Source organism: Flavobacterium branchiarum (genome assembly GCF_030409845.1).
GTDB lineage: Bacteria > Bacteroidota > Bacteroidia > Flavobacteriales > Flavobacteriaceae > Flavobacterium > Flavobacterium branchiarum.
This window is the reverse complement of sequence record NZ_JAUFQQ010000003.1, coordinates 2076545-2093323: the sequence shown is the minus strand read 5'-3', so window position 1 is coordinate 2093323 and position 16779 is coordinate 2076545. Positions and strand designations below refer to the sequence as shown.

Here is a 16779-nt window from a genome sequence, read left to right as displayed (position 1 = left end):
CTTTCATAATTAAATTAAGGCTTAGCAATTTCTAACACTACCCTACCTTCAATTTGTCCTTTTTTCATTTTATCAAATACATCATTGACATCTTCTAATTTAGCAGGAGTGATTGTCGCTTTTACTTTACCTTCTGTAGCAAATTCAATTGCTTCTTTCATGTCTTTACGTGTACCAACAATAGAACCACGAATTGTAATTCTGTTTAAAACAGTATCAAAAATTGATAAATCAAAGTTTCCTGGAGGAAGTCCGTTAAGTGCCATTGTACCTTTTCGTCTTAAAGTTTCAAGCCCTTGTTTGAAAGCTATAGGGGAAACGGCCGTGATTAATGCCCCATGCATTCCGCCAACTTCCTTTTTTAAGAACTCTCCAGGATTTTGATTTTTAGCGTTTACGACCAAATCGGCACCAAGTTTTTTAGCTAAATTAAGTTTGTCATCGGCAACATCAATTGCTGCAACATGCATTCCCATTGCTTTAGCATATTGTACAGCGACGTGACCTAAACCTCCGATTCCAGATATAGCAACCCATTCTCCTGGTTTTACTTCAGTTTCTTTAAGACCTTTGTATACAGTAACCCCTGCGCATAAAATTGGCGCCATCTCCATAAAATTCACGTTCGATGGTAAAAGTCCAACGTACCTTGCATCGGCAATTACATATTCAGCAAATCCGCCATCCACGCTATAACCTCCATTTTGTTGTGTATCACATAAGGTTTCCCATCCCGTAATACATTGGTCACAACCACCACAAGCACTATAAAGCCAAGGCACACCTACAGCATCACCTTCTTTTACATTTTTCACATCTTGACCTAGTGCTACAACATAACCTACGGCTTCGTGACCTGGAATTAATGGCATTTTAGGTTTTACTGGCCAATCTCCTTCTACGGCGTGTAAATCTGTATGACAAACTCCACTTGCTATAACTTTTACAAGAATTTCGTTTTTACCTGGTCGTTTAACTTCAACTTCTTCAATTTTTAAAAGAGAACCAAATTCTCTTACAACTGCGGCTTTCATTGTTTTTGGTAACATACACGTATTGATTTATAAGACCAGTAAGTTTATTTACCAGTCTTCGGTTTATATTAATCTTTAAAAGAACCCTAGTTTCTTTTTGTCATAAGAAATTAGCATGTTTTTTGTTTGACGGTATTGTCCTAACATCATTTTGTGATTTTCACGACCAATTCCTGATTGTTTGTAACCTCCAAATGGTGCTCCTGCAGGATAAGAGTGATATTGATTTATCCAAACGCGTCCTGCTTGGATTGCTCTTGGAACTTGATAGATCTCATGAGCATCGCGAGTCCAAACTCCAGCTCCTAATCCGTACATGGTGTCGTTTGCAATAGCAATAGCTTCTTCTGTAGTTTTAAAAGTAGTTACAGCTAGTACAGGTCCGAAAATTTCTTCTTGAAAAATTCTCATTTTATTATTTCCTTTAAATAATGTTGGTTTGATATAGTAACCACCACTGATGTCGCCACCAAAATTATTTTCAGCTCCTCCTGTTAGTAATTCAGCTCCCTCCTCTTTACCTAATTTGATATAGGAAAGAATTTTTTCTTTTTGTACTACTGAAGTTTGTGCTCCTATCATTGTTGTTTTATCCAATGGATTTCCTGCAATAATGGCTTCTGTTCTTTCTACTACTCTCTTAATAAATTTGTCATAGATGTCTTCATGAACTAATAATCTTGATGGACAAGTACAAATCTCTCCTTGATTAAGTGCGAATAAAACAGCTCCTTCTATGGCTTTATCAAAGAAATCATCATCATGATCTGCAACAGATGGGAAGAAGATATTTGGTGATTTCCCTCCTAGTTCTAATGTAACTGGAATGATGTTTTCTGTAGCGTATTGCATTACTAATCGGCCTGTGGTTGTAGAACCTGTAAATGCAGCTTTTGATACTTTTTTGTTGGTAACTAATGGACGACCAAGTTCGGCACCAAATCCGTTTACAATATTTAATACTCCTGGAGGAAGTATATCACCGATAAGCTCCATTAATACTAATATTGAAATTGGTGTACTTTCGGCAGGTTTTAAAACAATTGTGTTTCCAGCGGCTAATGCTGGAGCTATTTTCCAGACTGCCATTAATATTGGGAAGTTCCAAGGAATAATTTGCGCTACAACTCCTAATGGTTCACTTAAAGCAATCGAAACTGTTTGTGAATCTAATTCCGCAATTGAACTCTCTTCAGCGCGTATTACCCCTGCAAAATATCTAAAATGATCTATTGCTAACGGAATATCAGCGGCTAAAGTTTCTCGAACTGGTTTCCCGTTATCTACAGTTTCTACAGCTGCAATGTATTCAAGGTTATCTTCTATTTTTTGAGCTATTTTATTCAATAAAATGCTACGTTCTGTTACTGATGTTTTTCCCCATGTTTTAAATGCTTCATGTGCAGTATCTACTGCTAAATCAATATCATCTTTTCCAGAATGTGCTGCCTTTGTGAAAACTTTACCGTCTATTGGAGAAACTACATCAAAATATTCTCCTTTTATTGGTGCAACGAATTTTCCACCAATGTAATTATCGTATTTTGCCTTAAATTCAGGTCTTTTTACTAGAGTACTCATAAAATATTTTTTTTGGATTCATTTCAAATTTAGTTTCATTCTTTTGTAAAGAATAGCACAATTCATTCATCTAATAGCACAAAAATTGCATATTCATTTTTATAACTAAATTTTAATAATCTATTAATAAAATATTAGCACAAAAAATAGATAATATTTAAAATTGATTAATTTATGTTCAATTAAAAAGAGCTGTAAAAAACCAAATAAATTGTTTTCTACTACAATGTGCAATGCCTATATTTGTAAACTTATTCAAGAATAATATTACTCAAATGAAAATATCTTACAACTGGTTAAAACAATTCATTAAAATAGACTGGAAATCTGACGAAACATCTGCTTTGCTTACTGATTTAGGTCTTGAGGTGGAAGTTGTCGAAAAATACCAATCAATAAAAGGCGGATTAGAAGGTATTGTTGTTGGACATGTATTAACCTGTGTACAGCACCCCGACGCTGATCGTTTAAAAATTACAACTGTTGATATAGGATTAGAGCAACCAATACAAGTAGTATGTGGGGCGTCTAATGTTGCTGCAGGCCAAAAGGTTCCTGTTGCTACTATTGGTACAGTTTTATATGATAAAACAGGTGCGTCTTTTATTATTAAAAAAGGAAAGATTCGCGGACAAGAAAGTCATGGAATGATTTGTGCTGAAGACGAGTTAGGTTTAGGAACAGGTCATGATGGTATTATGGTTCTAGATGAAGCATTAGCACCAGGTACTCCAGCTGCTGAAGTGTTTAATATTGAAAATGACGAAGTTTTCGAAATTGGATTAACTCCAAATCGTGCCGATGCAATGAGTCATCTTGGTACAGCTCGTGATTTACGTGCAGGATTATTACAAAGAGGTCAAAACGTAGAGTTAATTACGCCATCTGTAAGTAACTTTAGAGTTGACATGCGAACTTTAAAAATTGACGTAAATGTCGAAGAACCTACTTTGGCTCCAAGATATTGTGGTGTTACTATTTCTGGAATTACAATAAGTGAATCTCCAAATTGGTTGCAAAATAGATTAAAAGCTATTGGAATTACTCCTAAAAATAATATTGTCGATGTTACAAATTATGTTCTTCATGAATTAGGACAGCCTTTGCATGCATTTGACGCTAGTAAAATAAACGGAAAAATCATTGTAAAAACACTTCCTGCGGGGACAAAGTTTATTACTCTTGATGATGTTGAAAGAACATTGCACCAAGAAGATTTAATGATATGCGATGAGAAAGGTCCGTTGTGTATTGCGGGTGTTTTTGGAGGAAAAAAATCAGGCGTAACTGATGGTACTACTTCTATATTCTTAGAAAGTGCTTATTTTAATCCTGTTAGTGTACGTAAATCGGCTAAAAGACATCAATTAAATACAGATGCTTCTTTTAGATTTGAGAGAGGAATTGATCCTTCGATTACTGCATATGCATTAAAACGTGCTGCTTTATTGATAAAAGAAATTGCTGGTGGAGAGATTACTTCTGATATTGTTGAAATCTATCAAAAGAAAATAGAAGACTTTACCGTTTTCTTAAACTTTAGTCACGTATCTAAAATTATTGGACAAGAGATTCCAAAAGATACAATTAAGAAAATTTTAGTTTCTCTTGATATCAAAGTGAATAGTGTTTCTGAAGCTGGTTTGGGATTAACTATTCCTGCTTACCGTGTTGATGTACAACGTGAAATTGATGTTATTGAAGAAATTCTTAGAGTTTACGGATATAACAACATTAATTTTTCTAAAAAATTCAATGCAACAGTTTCGAACTCTCCAAGAACAGAAGATTATAAGGTACAAAACAGCATTGCTGCACAATTGAATTCGCAAGGATATCATGAAATGATGGCCAATTCATTAACAACTGCGGCTTATACAAATCTTTCGTCTTTATTAAAAGAAGAACATAATGTTACTATATTAAATCCGTTAAGCAGTGATTTATCAGTAATGCGTCAATCTTTATTATTCTCTGGATTGGAAGCAATTTCATATAATATCAATAGAAAAAATTCTGATTTAAAATTATTTGAATTTGGTAAATCTTACCATAAGTTCCTTAATGGATACGAAGAGCATAAACACCTTACTTTATTTATTACTGGAAACAGAAATAAAGAAACTTGGACTAACGGACAACAATTAACAGATTTCTTTTTGTTAAAAGGATATGTAAATGGTGTGCTTTCTAGATTAGGAATAGATAAAATTAATAATATACCAACTCAATCAGATGTATTTTCTGAAGGTGCTGCTATTGGATACGGACACGATACTTTAGTTGAAATGGGAGTTGTTAAAAAATCAATCTTAAAACAATTCGGAATTAAGCAAGAGGTTTTCTATGCTGATTTTAATTGGGATTTGGTTTTAAAAATAATTACTGGTAAGATAAAATATACTGAAATTCCTAAATACCCTGAAGTACGTAGAGATTTAGCTTTATTAATTGATAAAAATGTTACCTACGATAGTATTTATACTCTTGCTAAACAAACAGAGAAATCGTTGTTAAAAGATGTAAATTTATTTGATGTTTACGAAGGGGAGAAACTTCCTGAAGGTAAAAAATCGTATGCATTAAGTTTTACTATTCAAGATAATACTAAAACGCTTACTGATGCTCAAATTGATAAAATAATGAGCAAGTTGCAACAAAGTTTTGAAACTGAACTTGGCGCAAGCTTACGTTAAGTAATAGATAGGTTATATTAAAAATCCGCTGAAGAATTTAAATGTTCTTTAGCGGATTTTTTATTTAATGATTGAGAGAATCTAGCTTAACTAGCTAATAAATTCTTGTAATAACTTTCTACATCTTTCCAATTGTAATAAGGAGCTGTGTTGGTTTTGATAGTAGGAACAAGTACTTCTTTTTCATGAAGAAGAAATTTTACAAGTATTTCATCAGATTTTGGTTTGCGGAAAAATACTATTTGAATATTTCCAGCCATAGGTGCTACTTTAAAATCACTCCATGCTTCATAAAATTTATTAGTATCAGAAATACTGTTATAGGTTCCGTCTAAATGCAGTAACATTGCCAACGGAATAATATTACCATCATGTGCAAAACGTAATGTCGCACCTTTTCCTTTAGATGCTATCATTTTGTTAGCATTTTCAAGAATATTTTTTAATGTTGGTTTTTGATTTTCAAACATAAGTCCGTTGTTCATAGCAGCATTTGCGTCATTAACATACAAACGATAGTTGGTACATTGCCATAAGTCGAAAAGTTCTTGTTTCTCGAATAAATCATAAAAACTTACTTTTGTTTCTACATTTTGCATCCCTCCTGCTATAGCAAACAACTTTTTCATAGTTGTTTCTGGATTTACTTTTTTAATAATAAAATCATTGTCAGAAAATAATGAGTTGACTAAGCGATCGGGCTGGATATGTTTTGCTTCAAATTTTTGATACTCTTCTTTCCATGTATCTTTTGCAGATCTAAAAGCAATAGCTTCTGGAGTATGAAAATTTAGGTATCGTTGCCATTTTATCCCCGAATTTCTAGTGATATTTAAATCAGGATTAAATTCTTTAATGCGCTCACAAAAAGCATCCATACTTAATGCAACACGTACGACTGTTGTAGCACTAGCATCTACTTGTGCCTCTTTTGTAAAAACTTTTGGGTATTGATTATACATGCGTTCTGCAATTCCTCTTTGTTCTTGCACTCCAATTGTAGAAAGATCACCACCTCTAAATTCGGCTTCAGACCAAAGTAGCTGTAATCGTTTTAAGACGTCTTTACCTAGAGTAGTTAGCGCTCCATTTTTGTTTGCATTTTCGAATAAATCCAATACTTCTTTATAGTCATTGTCACTTATCAGATAACGAGAACCATGTCGTCCAAAATGACTTATATAAAAGGCTTCGTATCCTTTTGGTACTGGTGTGTAAGCTACGATATCTTTAGCAGGATAAGCATAATAAACACCAGCGGTTTTTTCTGGTGTATCAAACATTTCTTGGTGAGTAGTTTGTGCTAAAACGATTGACAAATTAGCTAGTGTGAATAATAATGATAAGCGTATTTTTTTCATTTCAATTTAATTTTGAACAAATATATTCTAAAGTTTGGATTTTATTTTCATAAAAAGCCCCCAAATAGTGTTTGACTATTTGGGGGCTTTTAGGATTAACTTGCAAATTAGGGGTTATTTTTCTTTGCTAGTCATTAACTCTTTAATGTATTTTACAGGAGCACTTCCGTAGCTTAAAAACTTCTCATGAAATTGTTTTAAGTTGAATTTTTCTCCTTGTTCTTTTTTTAATGCTTCTCTAAAATCATAAATTTCAGTATAACCTGTAAAGTAAGAACATAATTGTACTTGTGATAATGTTGCACGTTTCCATTTACCATCAGCTTCTGCTTGTTGTTGAAAAGCTTCTTTTGTCAATAAAGCTAATGCAGCATCTTTGGACATGTTTTTTGTATGAACGCTATAATCTAATATAGTATTACAAGTTGTTCTAAGATTCCATTTGTAATACATCAACCACATTTCATCTGAGTTTTTGTATCCGCTTTCTAGCATCATTCTTTCAGTATATACAGCCCAACCTTCAATCATTGCACCATTTCCTAAAATAGATTTGATGATGCTAGGTGATTGATTGCTATAAACTAATTGTGTGTAATGTCCAGGAATTGCTTCGTGAATATTAAGAATTTGCAAAATGTAGTCATTGTATTCTCTTAAATAGCTTTCTGCATTTTCTGCTGACCAACCATTCATGCTTCCAACATTATAGTACGTATTTGCGTTTTTATCATAAGGACCTGGAGCAGATATTGAAGCACCTGCTACACCTGCCATATAAGCAGGTTCTTTTCTAACTACAAGAGGTTTAGAGGGGTCTATATAAAGTAAATCTTTAGCTTTTACATACGCTACAAGTTCTGGAATTTGTTTTTCAATTTCCGATTGAAATTTCTCTGGAGTTGTATGTTGTAATGAGATTACGTCTATTACTTGTCTAATTAATTCAAGCTTGTCTGCAGGTTTTGCAGCAGTGCCTTTGTATTTTGTCCATAATTTGTCGGCAAGAACAAACATCTTATCATGCAAATCATTTTTATGGTTTACAGCAATTTTATAAATTTCATCAGCCGTATATCCTGATTCAATATCAAAAATGAATTTTTTAGCATATAATTCTGAACCTAACCTGAAAGAACGAGGCGTTTTATTATCCAGGTTTTTTAACCAATTAGCATAATCAGTAATCGCTTTTACAGATTGATCAGCTTTAGCTATTATGTTCTTTTTTTCTTCTGTAGATAATTTACTTTTACTTAATGCTGCAACTAAATCTTCTTTAAAAACAGAAATTCCACCTAGATTTTGATCTATTGCAAGCGCAGTATGTTCTTTAGTTGGATTTTTAATATTTAATTTTGCAGCTTCATAATAAGCAGGGATTCCACTCATCTTTAAATTGAAATTACGCAATCTCACATCTAGAGAATCGTATTTGCCATTTAATATTTCAGCAAAAGAACCACAAACATTATAATATGACGGATTCCACTCAGAAGATTTAAGTTCATTTATGCTAAAAAGAGTGCCTTCTAGCTGATTCTTAATCATGTAAAAATCAGTTTTATTATTATCTGAAAGTCCTTCTAATGGATATTGTTTTAATGAATCTAATTGAGAATTAGCAAAAGCGATTTGTTTTTTTTGATTTTCTGCATTTGGAATAACCAAAACGCTATCGTATTTATGGTACCCTTGGCTTGCTGCCCAATCAGGATTTAGTTTCCATAAGTCGGTAATAAAACCATCCTTATATTTCTCAAATTTTTCATTTGTAGCCTTGTCGTCACTTGTTTTAGCATTTTTATTGCAAGAAACAAGTAAAGCAACGACAACAATAGGAATAAAAAGTTTTTTCATATTTCTTAATTTATTAAGAGGATAAAGATAAAAAATGATCTTTATGCTACACTATTTTATTTTTATTATTAATATGCTAACAAATCAAGAAGTTCCTTTTCAAATCGGCCTTTTGGCAAATATTGATCTTCTAAAGCTTTTGTAAACGGAATTGGCGAATCTAAACTCGCAACACGTTTTACAGGAGCATCAAGAAAACGGAAACAGTTTTCCATAATTAAAGCCGAAATATCACTTGCTACTCCACCAAAAAGAGAGTCTTCTTGATATATAATTACTCGACCCGTTTTCTTAACGGATTCGTAAATCGCTTCAGTGTCTAATGGTTGTAAGGTTCTTAAATCCAGTAAGTCAGCGTCAATTCCAGGATTTTGGGCAAGAGTTTCTAAAGCCCAATGTACAGGCGCTCCAAAAGCAATGATAGTAACACTGTTTCCTTTTTTTAATAAAGCCGCTTTACCTAATGGAATTGTATAATAATCAGTAGGTACATCTTGATATACGCTTCTGTATAGTTGTTTGTGTTCAAAAAATAATACTGGATTTGGATCATTGATAGCTTCATTTAATAATCCTTTAGCATCATAAGGGAAAGCTGGGTAAACAACCTTTAAACCCGGAGTTTTTGTAAACCAGGCTTCATTCGTTTGAGAATGAAAAGGTCCAGCTTGAGTACCACCACCGCAAGGCATTCGAACTACAACATCGGCTTTTTCTAACCAGCGATAATGTGATTTTGCTAATAAATTTACAATTGGGTTGAATCCTGTTGAAACAAAATCGGCAAATTGCATCTCAACAATCGCTTTGTAACCATTTATTGAAAGTCCCATTCCTGTTGAAACTACAGCGCTTTCACAAATTGGTGTATTCCGAACACGGTCTTTACCATAAATTTCTACAAAACCATCCGTTATTTTAAAAGCACCACCATATTCGGCAATGTCTTGTCCCATAATAACTAAATTAGGATGTAACTGCATTGATAAATTTAAGCTAGACGAAATTGCATCTATAAATCGAATGTTTTTTGTTTCCAGATCAGGTATAATCTCTTTAAAACTGTAAGGTTTGTAAACATCATTTAGTTCTTCCTCGTAAGAAGCTTCAATTTCTGGCTCTTCATTAGCAAGGACTAAGCTTTCATCGATATCTTTCTTAATTTCAGCATGCAATTCTTCATCATGTTCTGTGGTAAGTACTCCAATATTAGTTAGATAATTTTTGTAATTATTTACAGGATCTTTTATTGCCCACATATCCATTAAATCTTGCGGAACATATTTTGTACCACTCGCCTCTTCATGCCCACGCATTCTAAATGTCTTAAATTCTAATAAAACAGGTCGTGGATTTTCTATCATCGAAAGTTTTAATTCCGTTAAAAGATTAAAAACTTCTAGAATATTATTCCCATCAATAATATGACTTTCTATGCCGTAACCAATTCCTTTATCGGCTAGATTTTCACATCTATATTGCTCATTTGTAGGAGTTGATAATCCATAACCATTGTTTTCAATAACAAACAGTACAGGTAATTCCCAAACAGCGGCAATATTTAATGCTTCATGAAAATCACCTTCACTAGTTGCTCCTTCACCAGTAAAAACAGCCGTTACTTTATTGTTCTTTTTTAATTTATTGGCTAGAGCAATTCCGTCAGCAACACCCAATTGAGGGCCTAAATGCGAAATCATTCCGATAATCTTATATTCTTGTGTTCCAAAGTGGAAACTTCTGTCACGACCTTTAGTAAAACCATTAGCTTTTCCTTGCCATTGTGAAAAAAGACGATATAATGGAATATCTCTTCCTGTAAACACTCCCAAATTACGGTGCATTGGTAAGATGTATTCATCTGAATCAAGAACGGCTGTAACACCTACAGATATAGCCTCTTGTCCTATTCCAGAAAACCATTTTGATACTTTTCCTTGGCGGATTAGGATGAGCATTTTCTCCTCTATCAATCTTGGTTTTAATAATTTCTTGTATAAATCTAATAGTTGCTCGTTGGTGAGTTCTTTTCTGTCAAAAATCATTTTTGGTTTATTATTTAGTCAATGAATGTTGTAAAAATATAACAACTCGATTATATTTTGTTATATAATTATTAATTATTAGCATTTGTTGAAATAAAAATAACAAATTAGTTTTACATTTGCTTAAAATATGGTCTTATGGCCTATTTTAGTTATCAATAAATATGTAAAGTATGCAAAACATTCCTAGTGTAGACTTACGTGATTTCCTTTCGGACAACCCGGAACGTAAACAAAAATTTGTAAATGAAATCGGAAATGCATTTGAAAACATTGGCTTCGTAGCCCTAAAAGGTCATTTTTTGGATGATCAATTGGTAGACGAACTTTATGGCGAAATTAGAAAATTTTTCGCGTTGCCAATAGAATCGAAACATAATTATGAAATTCCAGGAATTGGAGGTCAGAGAGGTTATGTTTCTTTTGGTACAGAACATGCCAAAGGAAGAAAAGAAGGTGATTTGAAAGAATTCTGGCATTTTGGTCAGTATGTGAGTGAAGACTCTAAGTATGCTGCCGAATATCCTGAAAATGTTACTGTTGCTGAGTTACCAAGATTTAATGTTGTTGGTAAAGAAGCGTACCAAATGCTTGAAAAAACAGGTGTTTATGTTTTGAGAGCTTTAGCACTTCACCTTGGATTAGATGAGTTTTACTTTGATAAGTATGCTAAAGACGGAAATTCTATCCTACGCCCAATTCACTACCCACCAATTACATCTGAGCCAAAAGATGCTATTCGTGCTGCTGCACATGGCGACATTAACCTTATCACTTTATTAATGGGTGCTCAAGGTAAAGGATTACAAGTTCAAAATCATGATGGTGAATGGATTGATGCTATTGCCGAAGATGATCAACTAGTAATTAATGTTGGTGACATGCTTTCTCGTCATACCAATAACAAACTAAAATCGACTATTCACCAAGTAGTTAATCCACCTAGAGAATTATGGGGAACTTCTCGTTACTCAATTCCATTTTTTATGCACCCAGTAAGCGATATGCGTTTGGATTGTTTAGAGAATTGTATTGATGAAGAAAATCCTAAGAAATTCGAGGATATTACTTCTGGAGAATATTTATACGAACGTTTGGTAGATTTAGGTTTAATCAAAAAATAATCTTTAAATTTACCTAATTATAAAAAGACATTGAGTTTATACTTAATGTCTTTTTGCTTTATGAAGCTTGAACCCCCATTTTATAGCTTTTATAATTTTGCTATTTGCGAGATGTAAAAAAACTTGAACGCGGATGACGCGGATTTTTCAAAGTTTTCAGAATGAAAAAAAATCCCGTAATATCAGTATTTAAAAAATATATTATGAGTAGCATTTTACATAGAGAATTAACAAAATCAATTTTAAAAGTTTTTTTTGATGTTTATAATGAATTAGGCTATGGTTTTCTTGAAAGAGTTTATCAGAATTCTTTGTTTTATGAACTCAAATTGAGTGGTTTTAAAGTAGAAACACAAAAGAGAATAAAAGTTTATTATAAAGAAATTGTGGTTGGTGAATATATTGCTGATATAGTTATAAATGATTTGGTAATATTAGAATTAAAAGCACAAGAATATTTAGTTGAAGCAAATGAATTTCAATTAATAAATTACTTAAAAGCTACTCGTTGTGAAGTTGGTTTACTATTAAATTTTGGCAAGAAACCAGAGTTCATTAGAAAAGTATATCAAAATAACCGAAAATAAAAAATCCGCGTTATCCGCGTTCAAAAATAACTATCTGCATTCAAAATAAAATAATATAAATGGACTTACAAGACCAATTAAAAAATCTATTTCCTGATCACGAGATATCTCCTGACGAAATTGTTGTTCCAGAAGATCATACGCTATATATTCAAAAAGAGCCTATGATTTGCAAATATGAAAAACGAAAAGGAAAAGCGACCACTATAATTGAAGGTTATGAAGGAACCGACGAAGATTTTAAAATTCTTGCTAAAGAAATTAAAACTAAATTAAGTGTTGGTGGTACTTTTAAAGACGATTCGATTATTATACAAGGTGATTACCGTGATAAAATAATGGAAATTTTAAAAGCTAAAGGATTTAAAGTAAAACGTGTTGGCGGGTAGGTTTTAGTTTGCAGTCGCAGTATTCAGTTTACAGTCTCGGTATTCAGTCGCAGTGTTATCCTGAGCGGAGATTCAGTTTGCAGTTTTGCATCTTGTCTCTTTTGTTACTGTTTACAGTCGTAATATTGAGTCTCAGTTATAAATCTTATTACCTCAGGGTCTTTGTGCCTTAAAAACAAACAATAGTAAAAAATAATGAAAAAAGACATATTTCTTGTGCTTCTATGATAAATCTTAGCACCTCAGAATCTTTGTGCCTTTGAACCTTAAAAACAAAAAAATGATACAATCATCAGAATTAATACTAAACCCAGACGGAAGTGTCTATCATTTAAATCTTCGCCCAGAAAACATTGCAAATGATGTTATTTTTGTAGGTGATCAAAATCGAGTAGAGAAAATTACTCAGTTTTTTGATAGTATTGAGTTTTCTACACAAAAAAGAGAATTTAAAACACAAACTGGAACTTATAAAGGAAAAAGGATAACTGTAATGTCAACTGGAATCGGTCCTGACAATATAGATATTGTTGTGAATGAATTAGATGCTTTGGTAAACATTGATTTAGAGACTCGTAAACCTAAAGAAACGTTAACTTCTCTAAATATTATCAGAATTGGAACATCGGGTTCTTTACAAGCTGATATTCCTGTAGATAGCTTTGTTATGTCTACTTTTGGATTAGGACTAGACAATATGCTTCGCTCCTATTTAATCGATGAAGTTTCGAGTACTGAAATTGAAGAGGGTTTTATAAATCACACCAATTGGGATATTCGTAAAGGAAAACCTTATGTAATTGCCTGTTCTGAGAAATTAGAAAAACTTATCGAGAGCGATAAAATGCACAAAGGAATTACAGCAACAGCGGGTGGTTTTTATGGTCCTCAAGGGCGTGTTTTACGTTTGAATATTCAAGACGAGGAATTAAATGCTAAAATGGATAATTTCACATTTAATGACAATAGAATTACAAACCTAGAAATGGAAACGGCTGCTATTTATGGTCTTTCAGCATTATTAGGACATAATGCATTATCACTAAATGCCATTATTGCTAATCGTGCAACAGGAACTTTTAGTGCAGATCCTTACAAAGCTGTAGATGAATTAATTGCATACACATTGAATAAGTTAGTTTGATAACTTAGACATCTTAGATTTTTTAGACTTCAAGCGTAAAGACAAACAGTCTGAAAATCTAAAAACTCTAACAATCTAAGAAGTCTAAAATTCTAACAATCTAAGCTGTCTAAGCAGTCTAATAATCTAAGTAGTCCAACAATCTAAGTAGTCCAACAATCTAAGAAGTCTAAAATGAAAACTATAAAAATAGCTGGTGTTCCTGAGCACTTTAATTTACCATGGCATTTATGCATTGAAAATGATGAGTTTGAAGAAGAGGGAATTGATTTGCAATGGATCGATGTTCCGGAAGGTACAGGTAAAATGTGTCAAATGCTTCGAGATGGCGAAACAGATATTGCTGTTATATTAACAGAAGGGATCTTAAAAGATATTACAGCAGGTAATCCAAGTAAAATCGTGCAAGTATACGTGCAATCGCCTTTAATTTGGGGAATTCACGTTGCGGCAGAATCTGATTATAAAACCATTGCTGATTTAGAAGGAAAAAAAGTAGCTATTTCACGTTTAGGTTCAGGCTCACAATTGATGGCTTATGTAAATGCTAATAATCAAGGTTGGAAAACAGACAATTTAGAATTCGAAGTCGTAAACACAATCGATGGTGCTGTTGAAGCTTTAACTAACAAAACAGCCGATTATTTTATGTGGGAACGCTTCATGACGAAACCATTGGTTGACAAAGGTATTTTTAGACGTATTACTGATTGTCCTACTCCATGGCCATCATTTGTTATCGCTGTGCGTGATGAAGTATTAAAAAATGATCCAACTATAATCGCGTCAATTCTTGATATTATAAATGCAACTACCGAAGATTTTAAGTCTATACCAAGCATAGACAGGACTTTATCAGAGTTATTTAAACAAAAGGTTGAAGATATTCAAGAATGGTTAAAACTGACACAATGGTCGCAAAAACCATTGAATGAAAAAACATTTAATAAAATCCAAAATCAGTTATTTGAACTGGGTATTATTGATAAAAAAAGTACTTTTGTAGAAACAGTAAAATTTCTTTAAAATTGCTTTTTGGGCATTATGATAAAAAATAGAAAAATTGATTTTAATAAACTTAAAAGTAGCCTTGAGGTAAAATCACCTTGGAACGAGGTTATTATTATGCTATTGAGTTTTTTAATCACCCTTCCTACTTTTATCATAATGCACCAAAACTTAATTGACTTTAATTGGCCTTTTAATTTCGATAGAGTTTTACTTTTTATTTTTGTTCTCGTAGGTCTCTACTTCCTTTTAATGAAATTAAAAACGATCATTATCATTTGCATCGTTTTATATCTTTTAGTTTTATTTTACGGAACAGCATTAGGAAATTATGGTTTTAGTGAAGTTGCCGAAGATTATAACGCAATTATTTACACGATGTCGGATAATCCATATCCTCAAGATATCATTGTAGCCAAGTTACTTCCGTTTCCAAATAAATCTAAGATTATTAATGCAATAGAATATCAAAATCCAAAAGTTAGAAATTTTGCTATAATGGCCACAACCAAGCATTTTAAAAACATAAAAGGATATTCAGATTACAGGACAATAATACAATGTTTTGCTGTTTTTAAGGAGATTAATAGTCGATGGAATTATGTAAATGATCCTAAAGAAGGCGATTATATTGCTACAGCAAGCGAATCATTAATGTATTTTTCTGGCGATTGCGATGATCATTCAATTTTAATGGCTGCAGCAGTTCGTGCTATTGGTGGTACGCCAAGGCTTATCCATACCAAAGGACATATTTATCCAGAAATATTAATCGGATCGTTACTTGATTTAGAAAAAGTAAACTACTTGGTCAAAAATGTTCTTTTTATAAAAGAAAGTCATAATAAAACACTGCATTACCATATCGATGAACGTGGACAAGTTTGGCTCAATCTTGACTATACAGCAAAATATCCTGGAGGGCCTTTTATGTCCGAAGAAATCCTAGGAGCACTTACTCTTAGATAGTTAATTTAATATAACTAAAGTTGTTATTGTTTAGGAGCAATTTCCAGCTCTTCACTTTATCTTTTATTTGTTAAAGAAACAAATAAAAGGATGCCGTTTCTATCTGGGCTACAGAATTACTTTTTTATTTCTCAATCATTATAGAACAAAAAAAAGGGTTTTATTATTATGTAATTATACATTTGGTAAAATAAATACCTTTTGAAAAATCTGAAAATTCATAAAATAATTAGTTTGCGTAGTCACAATAAAACTTTGCAATGTGTAGTGTTTACAGGAGGCTATTGCTAATTAATTTAAGCTTTTTTATTTGTTATTTTTTGTAAGGTTTTTTAAAGATCAATTTTTGTAAATACTTCAAAAATCGTTGCAGACTAATAAATGTAACATGTTAGTTACTAAAAGTTTTGATTGTTTAATCTAAAATATTGCTATTTGTTTGATTATATTTTTTTTGTAACTTTCATGCATAACATTAACCAAAAAAACCATGAAAAAAACTAAACTACTTATCTTTGGCTTTGCCTTATTTTCATTATTGTTTATTTCTTGTACAAAAGATAGAAATAAACTTATCAGCTCTTGGAAAGTTACTAATGTTGAATCCAAAAAGACACTTTCTGATTCTATGAAAAGTGTAATTCTATCCAAAGGGAATTTAACATTTGCCAAAGATGGTAAGGTAACTGGATTTCTTGATGCTGAATTAAACGGAACTTATGCGTTAAACGAAGGCGGGAAAAGTTTAACTATAAAAGATGAAACAGGTACTCCCTATCCTTTTTCAAGCACTATAGAAAAAGAACAATTAGTATTAGATGGTGAGCATATGATACTCACGCTTGATAAAAACTAAAATATTTTTTTTTATTTTACTAGCTCACATTCTATAAACTCCTTATAAAATAAGGAGTTTTTTTGTTGTTTAACATTAAAACCACTTAGTTGTTAGTTAGTTAAATTCTTTTTTTTTACACTTAC

13 protein-coding genes are annotated in these 16779 nt (G+C 32.3%); 8 read left to right on the top strand and 5 right to left on the bottom strand.

All coding sequences use genetic code 11. From position 1 onward, the window contains the following. Positions 1-14 precede the first annotated feature (14 nt). Both adhP and QWY99_RS09800 read right to left on the bottom strand, forming a co-directional pair. Positions 15-1049: an alcohol dehydrogenase AdhP gene (adhP, locus tag QWY99_RS09805; protein WP_035624198.1), complete on the bottom strand. Its 1035-nt coding sequence runs from the start codon at positions 1047-1049 to the stop codon at positions 15-17. 60 nt (positions 1050-1109) lie between these two features. Continuing rightward, the gene (locus QWY99_RS09800) at positions 1110-2615 is read right to left on the bottom strand and encodes an aldehyde dehydrogenase family protein (RefSeq protein ID WP_290264297.1); all 1506 of its coding nucleotides are present in this window, start codon (positions 2613-2615) and stop codon (positions 1110-1112) included. 275 nt (positions 2616-2890) lie between these two features. On the opposite strand from QWY99_RS09800, the gene pheT reads away from it, so the two are divergent. Further along, positions 2891-5311, top strand: coding sequence for a phenylalanine--tRNA ligase subunit beta (gene pheT, locus QWY99_RS09795; RefSeq protein WP_290264295.1), 2421 nt, complete (start codon positions 2891-2893; stop codon positions 5309-5311). Positions 5312-5397: 86 nt separating this feature from the next. Here pheT and QWY99_RS09790 read toward each other — a convergent pair whose 3' ends face one another. The 3 genes from QWY99_RS09790 to QWY99_RS09780 all read right to left on the bottom strand — a co-directional run bounded on the left by QWY99_RS09790 (position 5398) and on the right by QWY99_RS09780 (position 10577). Next, the gene (locus QWY99_RS09790) at positions 5398-6672 is read right to left on the bottom strand and encodes a histidine-type phosphatase (protein ID WP_290264293.1); all 1275 of its coding nucleotides are present in this window, start codon (positions 6670-6672) and stop codon (positions 5398-5400) included. Between the two features lie 114 nt (positions 6673-6786). Further along, positions 6787-8532 carry a DUF885 domain-containing protein gene (locus QWY99_RS09785; RefSeq protein WP_290264291.1) on the bottom strand — a complete coding sequence of 582 codons (1746 nt, stop codon included), beginning with the start codon at positions 8530-8532 and terminating at the stop codon, positions 6787-6789. A 68-nt stretch (positions 8533-8600) separates the two neighbouring features. Next, positions 8601-10577, bottom strand: coding sequence for an alpha-ketoacid dehydrogenase subunit alpha/beta (locus tag QWY99_RS09780; protein ID WP_290264290.1), 1977 nt, complete (start codon positions 10575-10577; stop codon positions 8601-8603). Positions 10578-10750: 173 nt separating this feature from the next. Here QWY99_RS09780 and QWY99_RS09775 point away from each other — a divergent pair, with 173 nt between their 5' ends. From QWY99_RS09775 to QWY99_RS09745, 7 genes are all read left to right on the top strand, one after another. Then, positions 10751-11701: an isopenicillin N synthase family dioxygenase gene (locus QWY99_RS09775; protein WP_290264288.1), complete on the top strand. Its 951-nt coding sequence runs from the start codon at positions 10751-10753 to the stop codon at positions 11699-11701. 203 nt (positions 11702-11904) lie between these two features. After that, positions 11905-12288, top strand: a complete 384-nt coding sequence (locus QWY99_RS09770) for a GxxExxY protein (protein WP_290264287.1) — start codon at positions 11905-11907, stop codon at positions 12286-12288. A gap of 59 nt (positions 12289-12347) precedes the next feature. Continuing rightward, a complete protein-coding gene (locus QWY99_RS09765; protein WP_290264284.1) occupies positions 12348-12677 on the top strand; it encodes a translation initiation factor in 330 nt (109 codons plus the stop codon). 280 nt (positions 12678-12957) lie between these two features. Continuing rightward, entirely contained in the window at positions 12958-13821 is an 864-nt protein-coding gene (locus tag QWY99_RS09760; RefSeq protein WP_290264282.1) for a nucleoside phosphorylase, read from the top strand. A gap of 174 nt (positions 13822-13995) precedes the next feature. Next, the gene (locus QWY99_RS09755; protein WP_290264279.1) at positions 13996-14847 is read left to right on the top strand and encodes a substrate-binding domain-containing protein; all 852 of its coding nucleotides are present in this window, start codon (positions 13996-13998) and stop codon (positions 14845-14847) included. Positions 14848-14865: 18 nt separating this feature from the next. Beyond that, positions 14866-15798 carry a transglutaminase-like domain-containing protein gene (locus tag QWY99_RS09750; RefSeq protein WP_290264277.1) on the top strand — a complete coding sequence of 311 codons (933 nt, stop codon included), beginning with the start codon at positions 14866-14868 and terminating at the stop codon, positions 15796-15798. A gap of 490 nt (positions 15799-16288) precedes the next feature. Next, complete coding sequence (locus QWY99_RS09745; RefSeq protein WP_290264274.1) at positions 16289-16654, top strand: hypothetical protein; 366 nt, start codon at positions 16289-16291, stop codon at positions 16652-16654. The last annotated feature ends 125 nt before the right edge of the window (positions 16655-16779 follow it).

Excerpts from the sequence above, each read along its gene's own strand:
- adhP (WP_035624198.1), bottom strand. The coding sequence starts at position 1,049 with ATGTTACCAAAAACAATGAAAGCCGCAGTTGTAAGAGAATTTGGTTCT.
- QWY99_RS09800 (WP_290264297.1), bottom strand. The coding sequence starts at position 2,615 with ATGAGTACTCTAGTAAAAAGACCTGAATTTAAGGCAAAATACGATAAT.
- pheT (WP_290264295.1), top strand. The coding sequence starts at position 2,891 with ATGAAAATATCTTACAACTGGTTAAAACAATTCATTAAAATAGACTGG.
- QWY99_RS09790 (WP_290264293.1), bottom strand. The coding sequence starts at position 6,672 with ATGAAAAAAATACGCTTATCATTATTATTCACACTAGCTAATTTGTCA.
- QWY99_RS09785 (WP_290264291.1), bottom strand. The coding sequence starts at position 8,532 with ATGAAAAAACTTTTTATTCCTATTGTTGTCGTTGCTTTACTTGTTTCT.
- QWY99_RS09780 (WP_290264290.1), bottom strand. The coding sequence starts at position 10,577 with ATGATTTTTGACAGAAAAGAACTCACCAACGAGCAACTATTAGATTTA.
- QWY99_RS09775 (WP_290264288.1), top strand. The coding sequence starts at position 10,751 with ATGCAAAACATTCCTAGTGTAGACTTACGTGATTTCCTTTCGGACAAC.
- QWY99_RS09770 (WP_290264287.1), top strand. The coding sequence starts at position 11,905 with ATGAGTAGCATTTTACATAGAGAATTAACAAAATCAATTTTAAAAGTT.
- QWY99_RS09765 (WP_290264284.1), top strand. The coding sequence starts at position 12,348 with ATGGACTTACAAGACCAATTAAAAAATCTATTTCCTGATCACGAGATA.
- QWY99_RS09760 (WP_290264282.1), top strand. The coding sequence starts at position 12,958 with ATGATACAATCATCAGAATTAATACTAAACCCAGACGGAAGTGTCTAT.
- QWY99_RS09755 (WP_290264279.1), top strand. The coding sequence starts at position 13,996 with ATGAAAACTATAAAAATAGCTGGTGTTCCTGAGCACTTTAATTTACCA.
- QWY99_RS09750 (WP_290264277.1), top strand. The coding sequence starts at position 14,866 with ATGATAAAAAATAGAAAAATTGATTTTAATAAACTTAAAAGTAGCCTT.
- QWY99_RS09745 (WP_290264274.1), top strand. The coding sequence starts at position 16,289 with ATGAAAAAAACTAAACTACTTATCTTTGGCTTTGCCTTATTTTCATTA.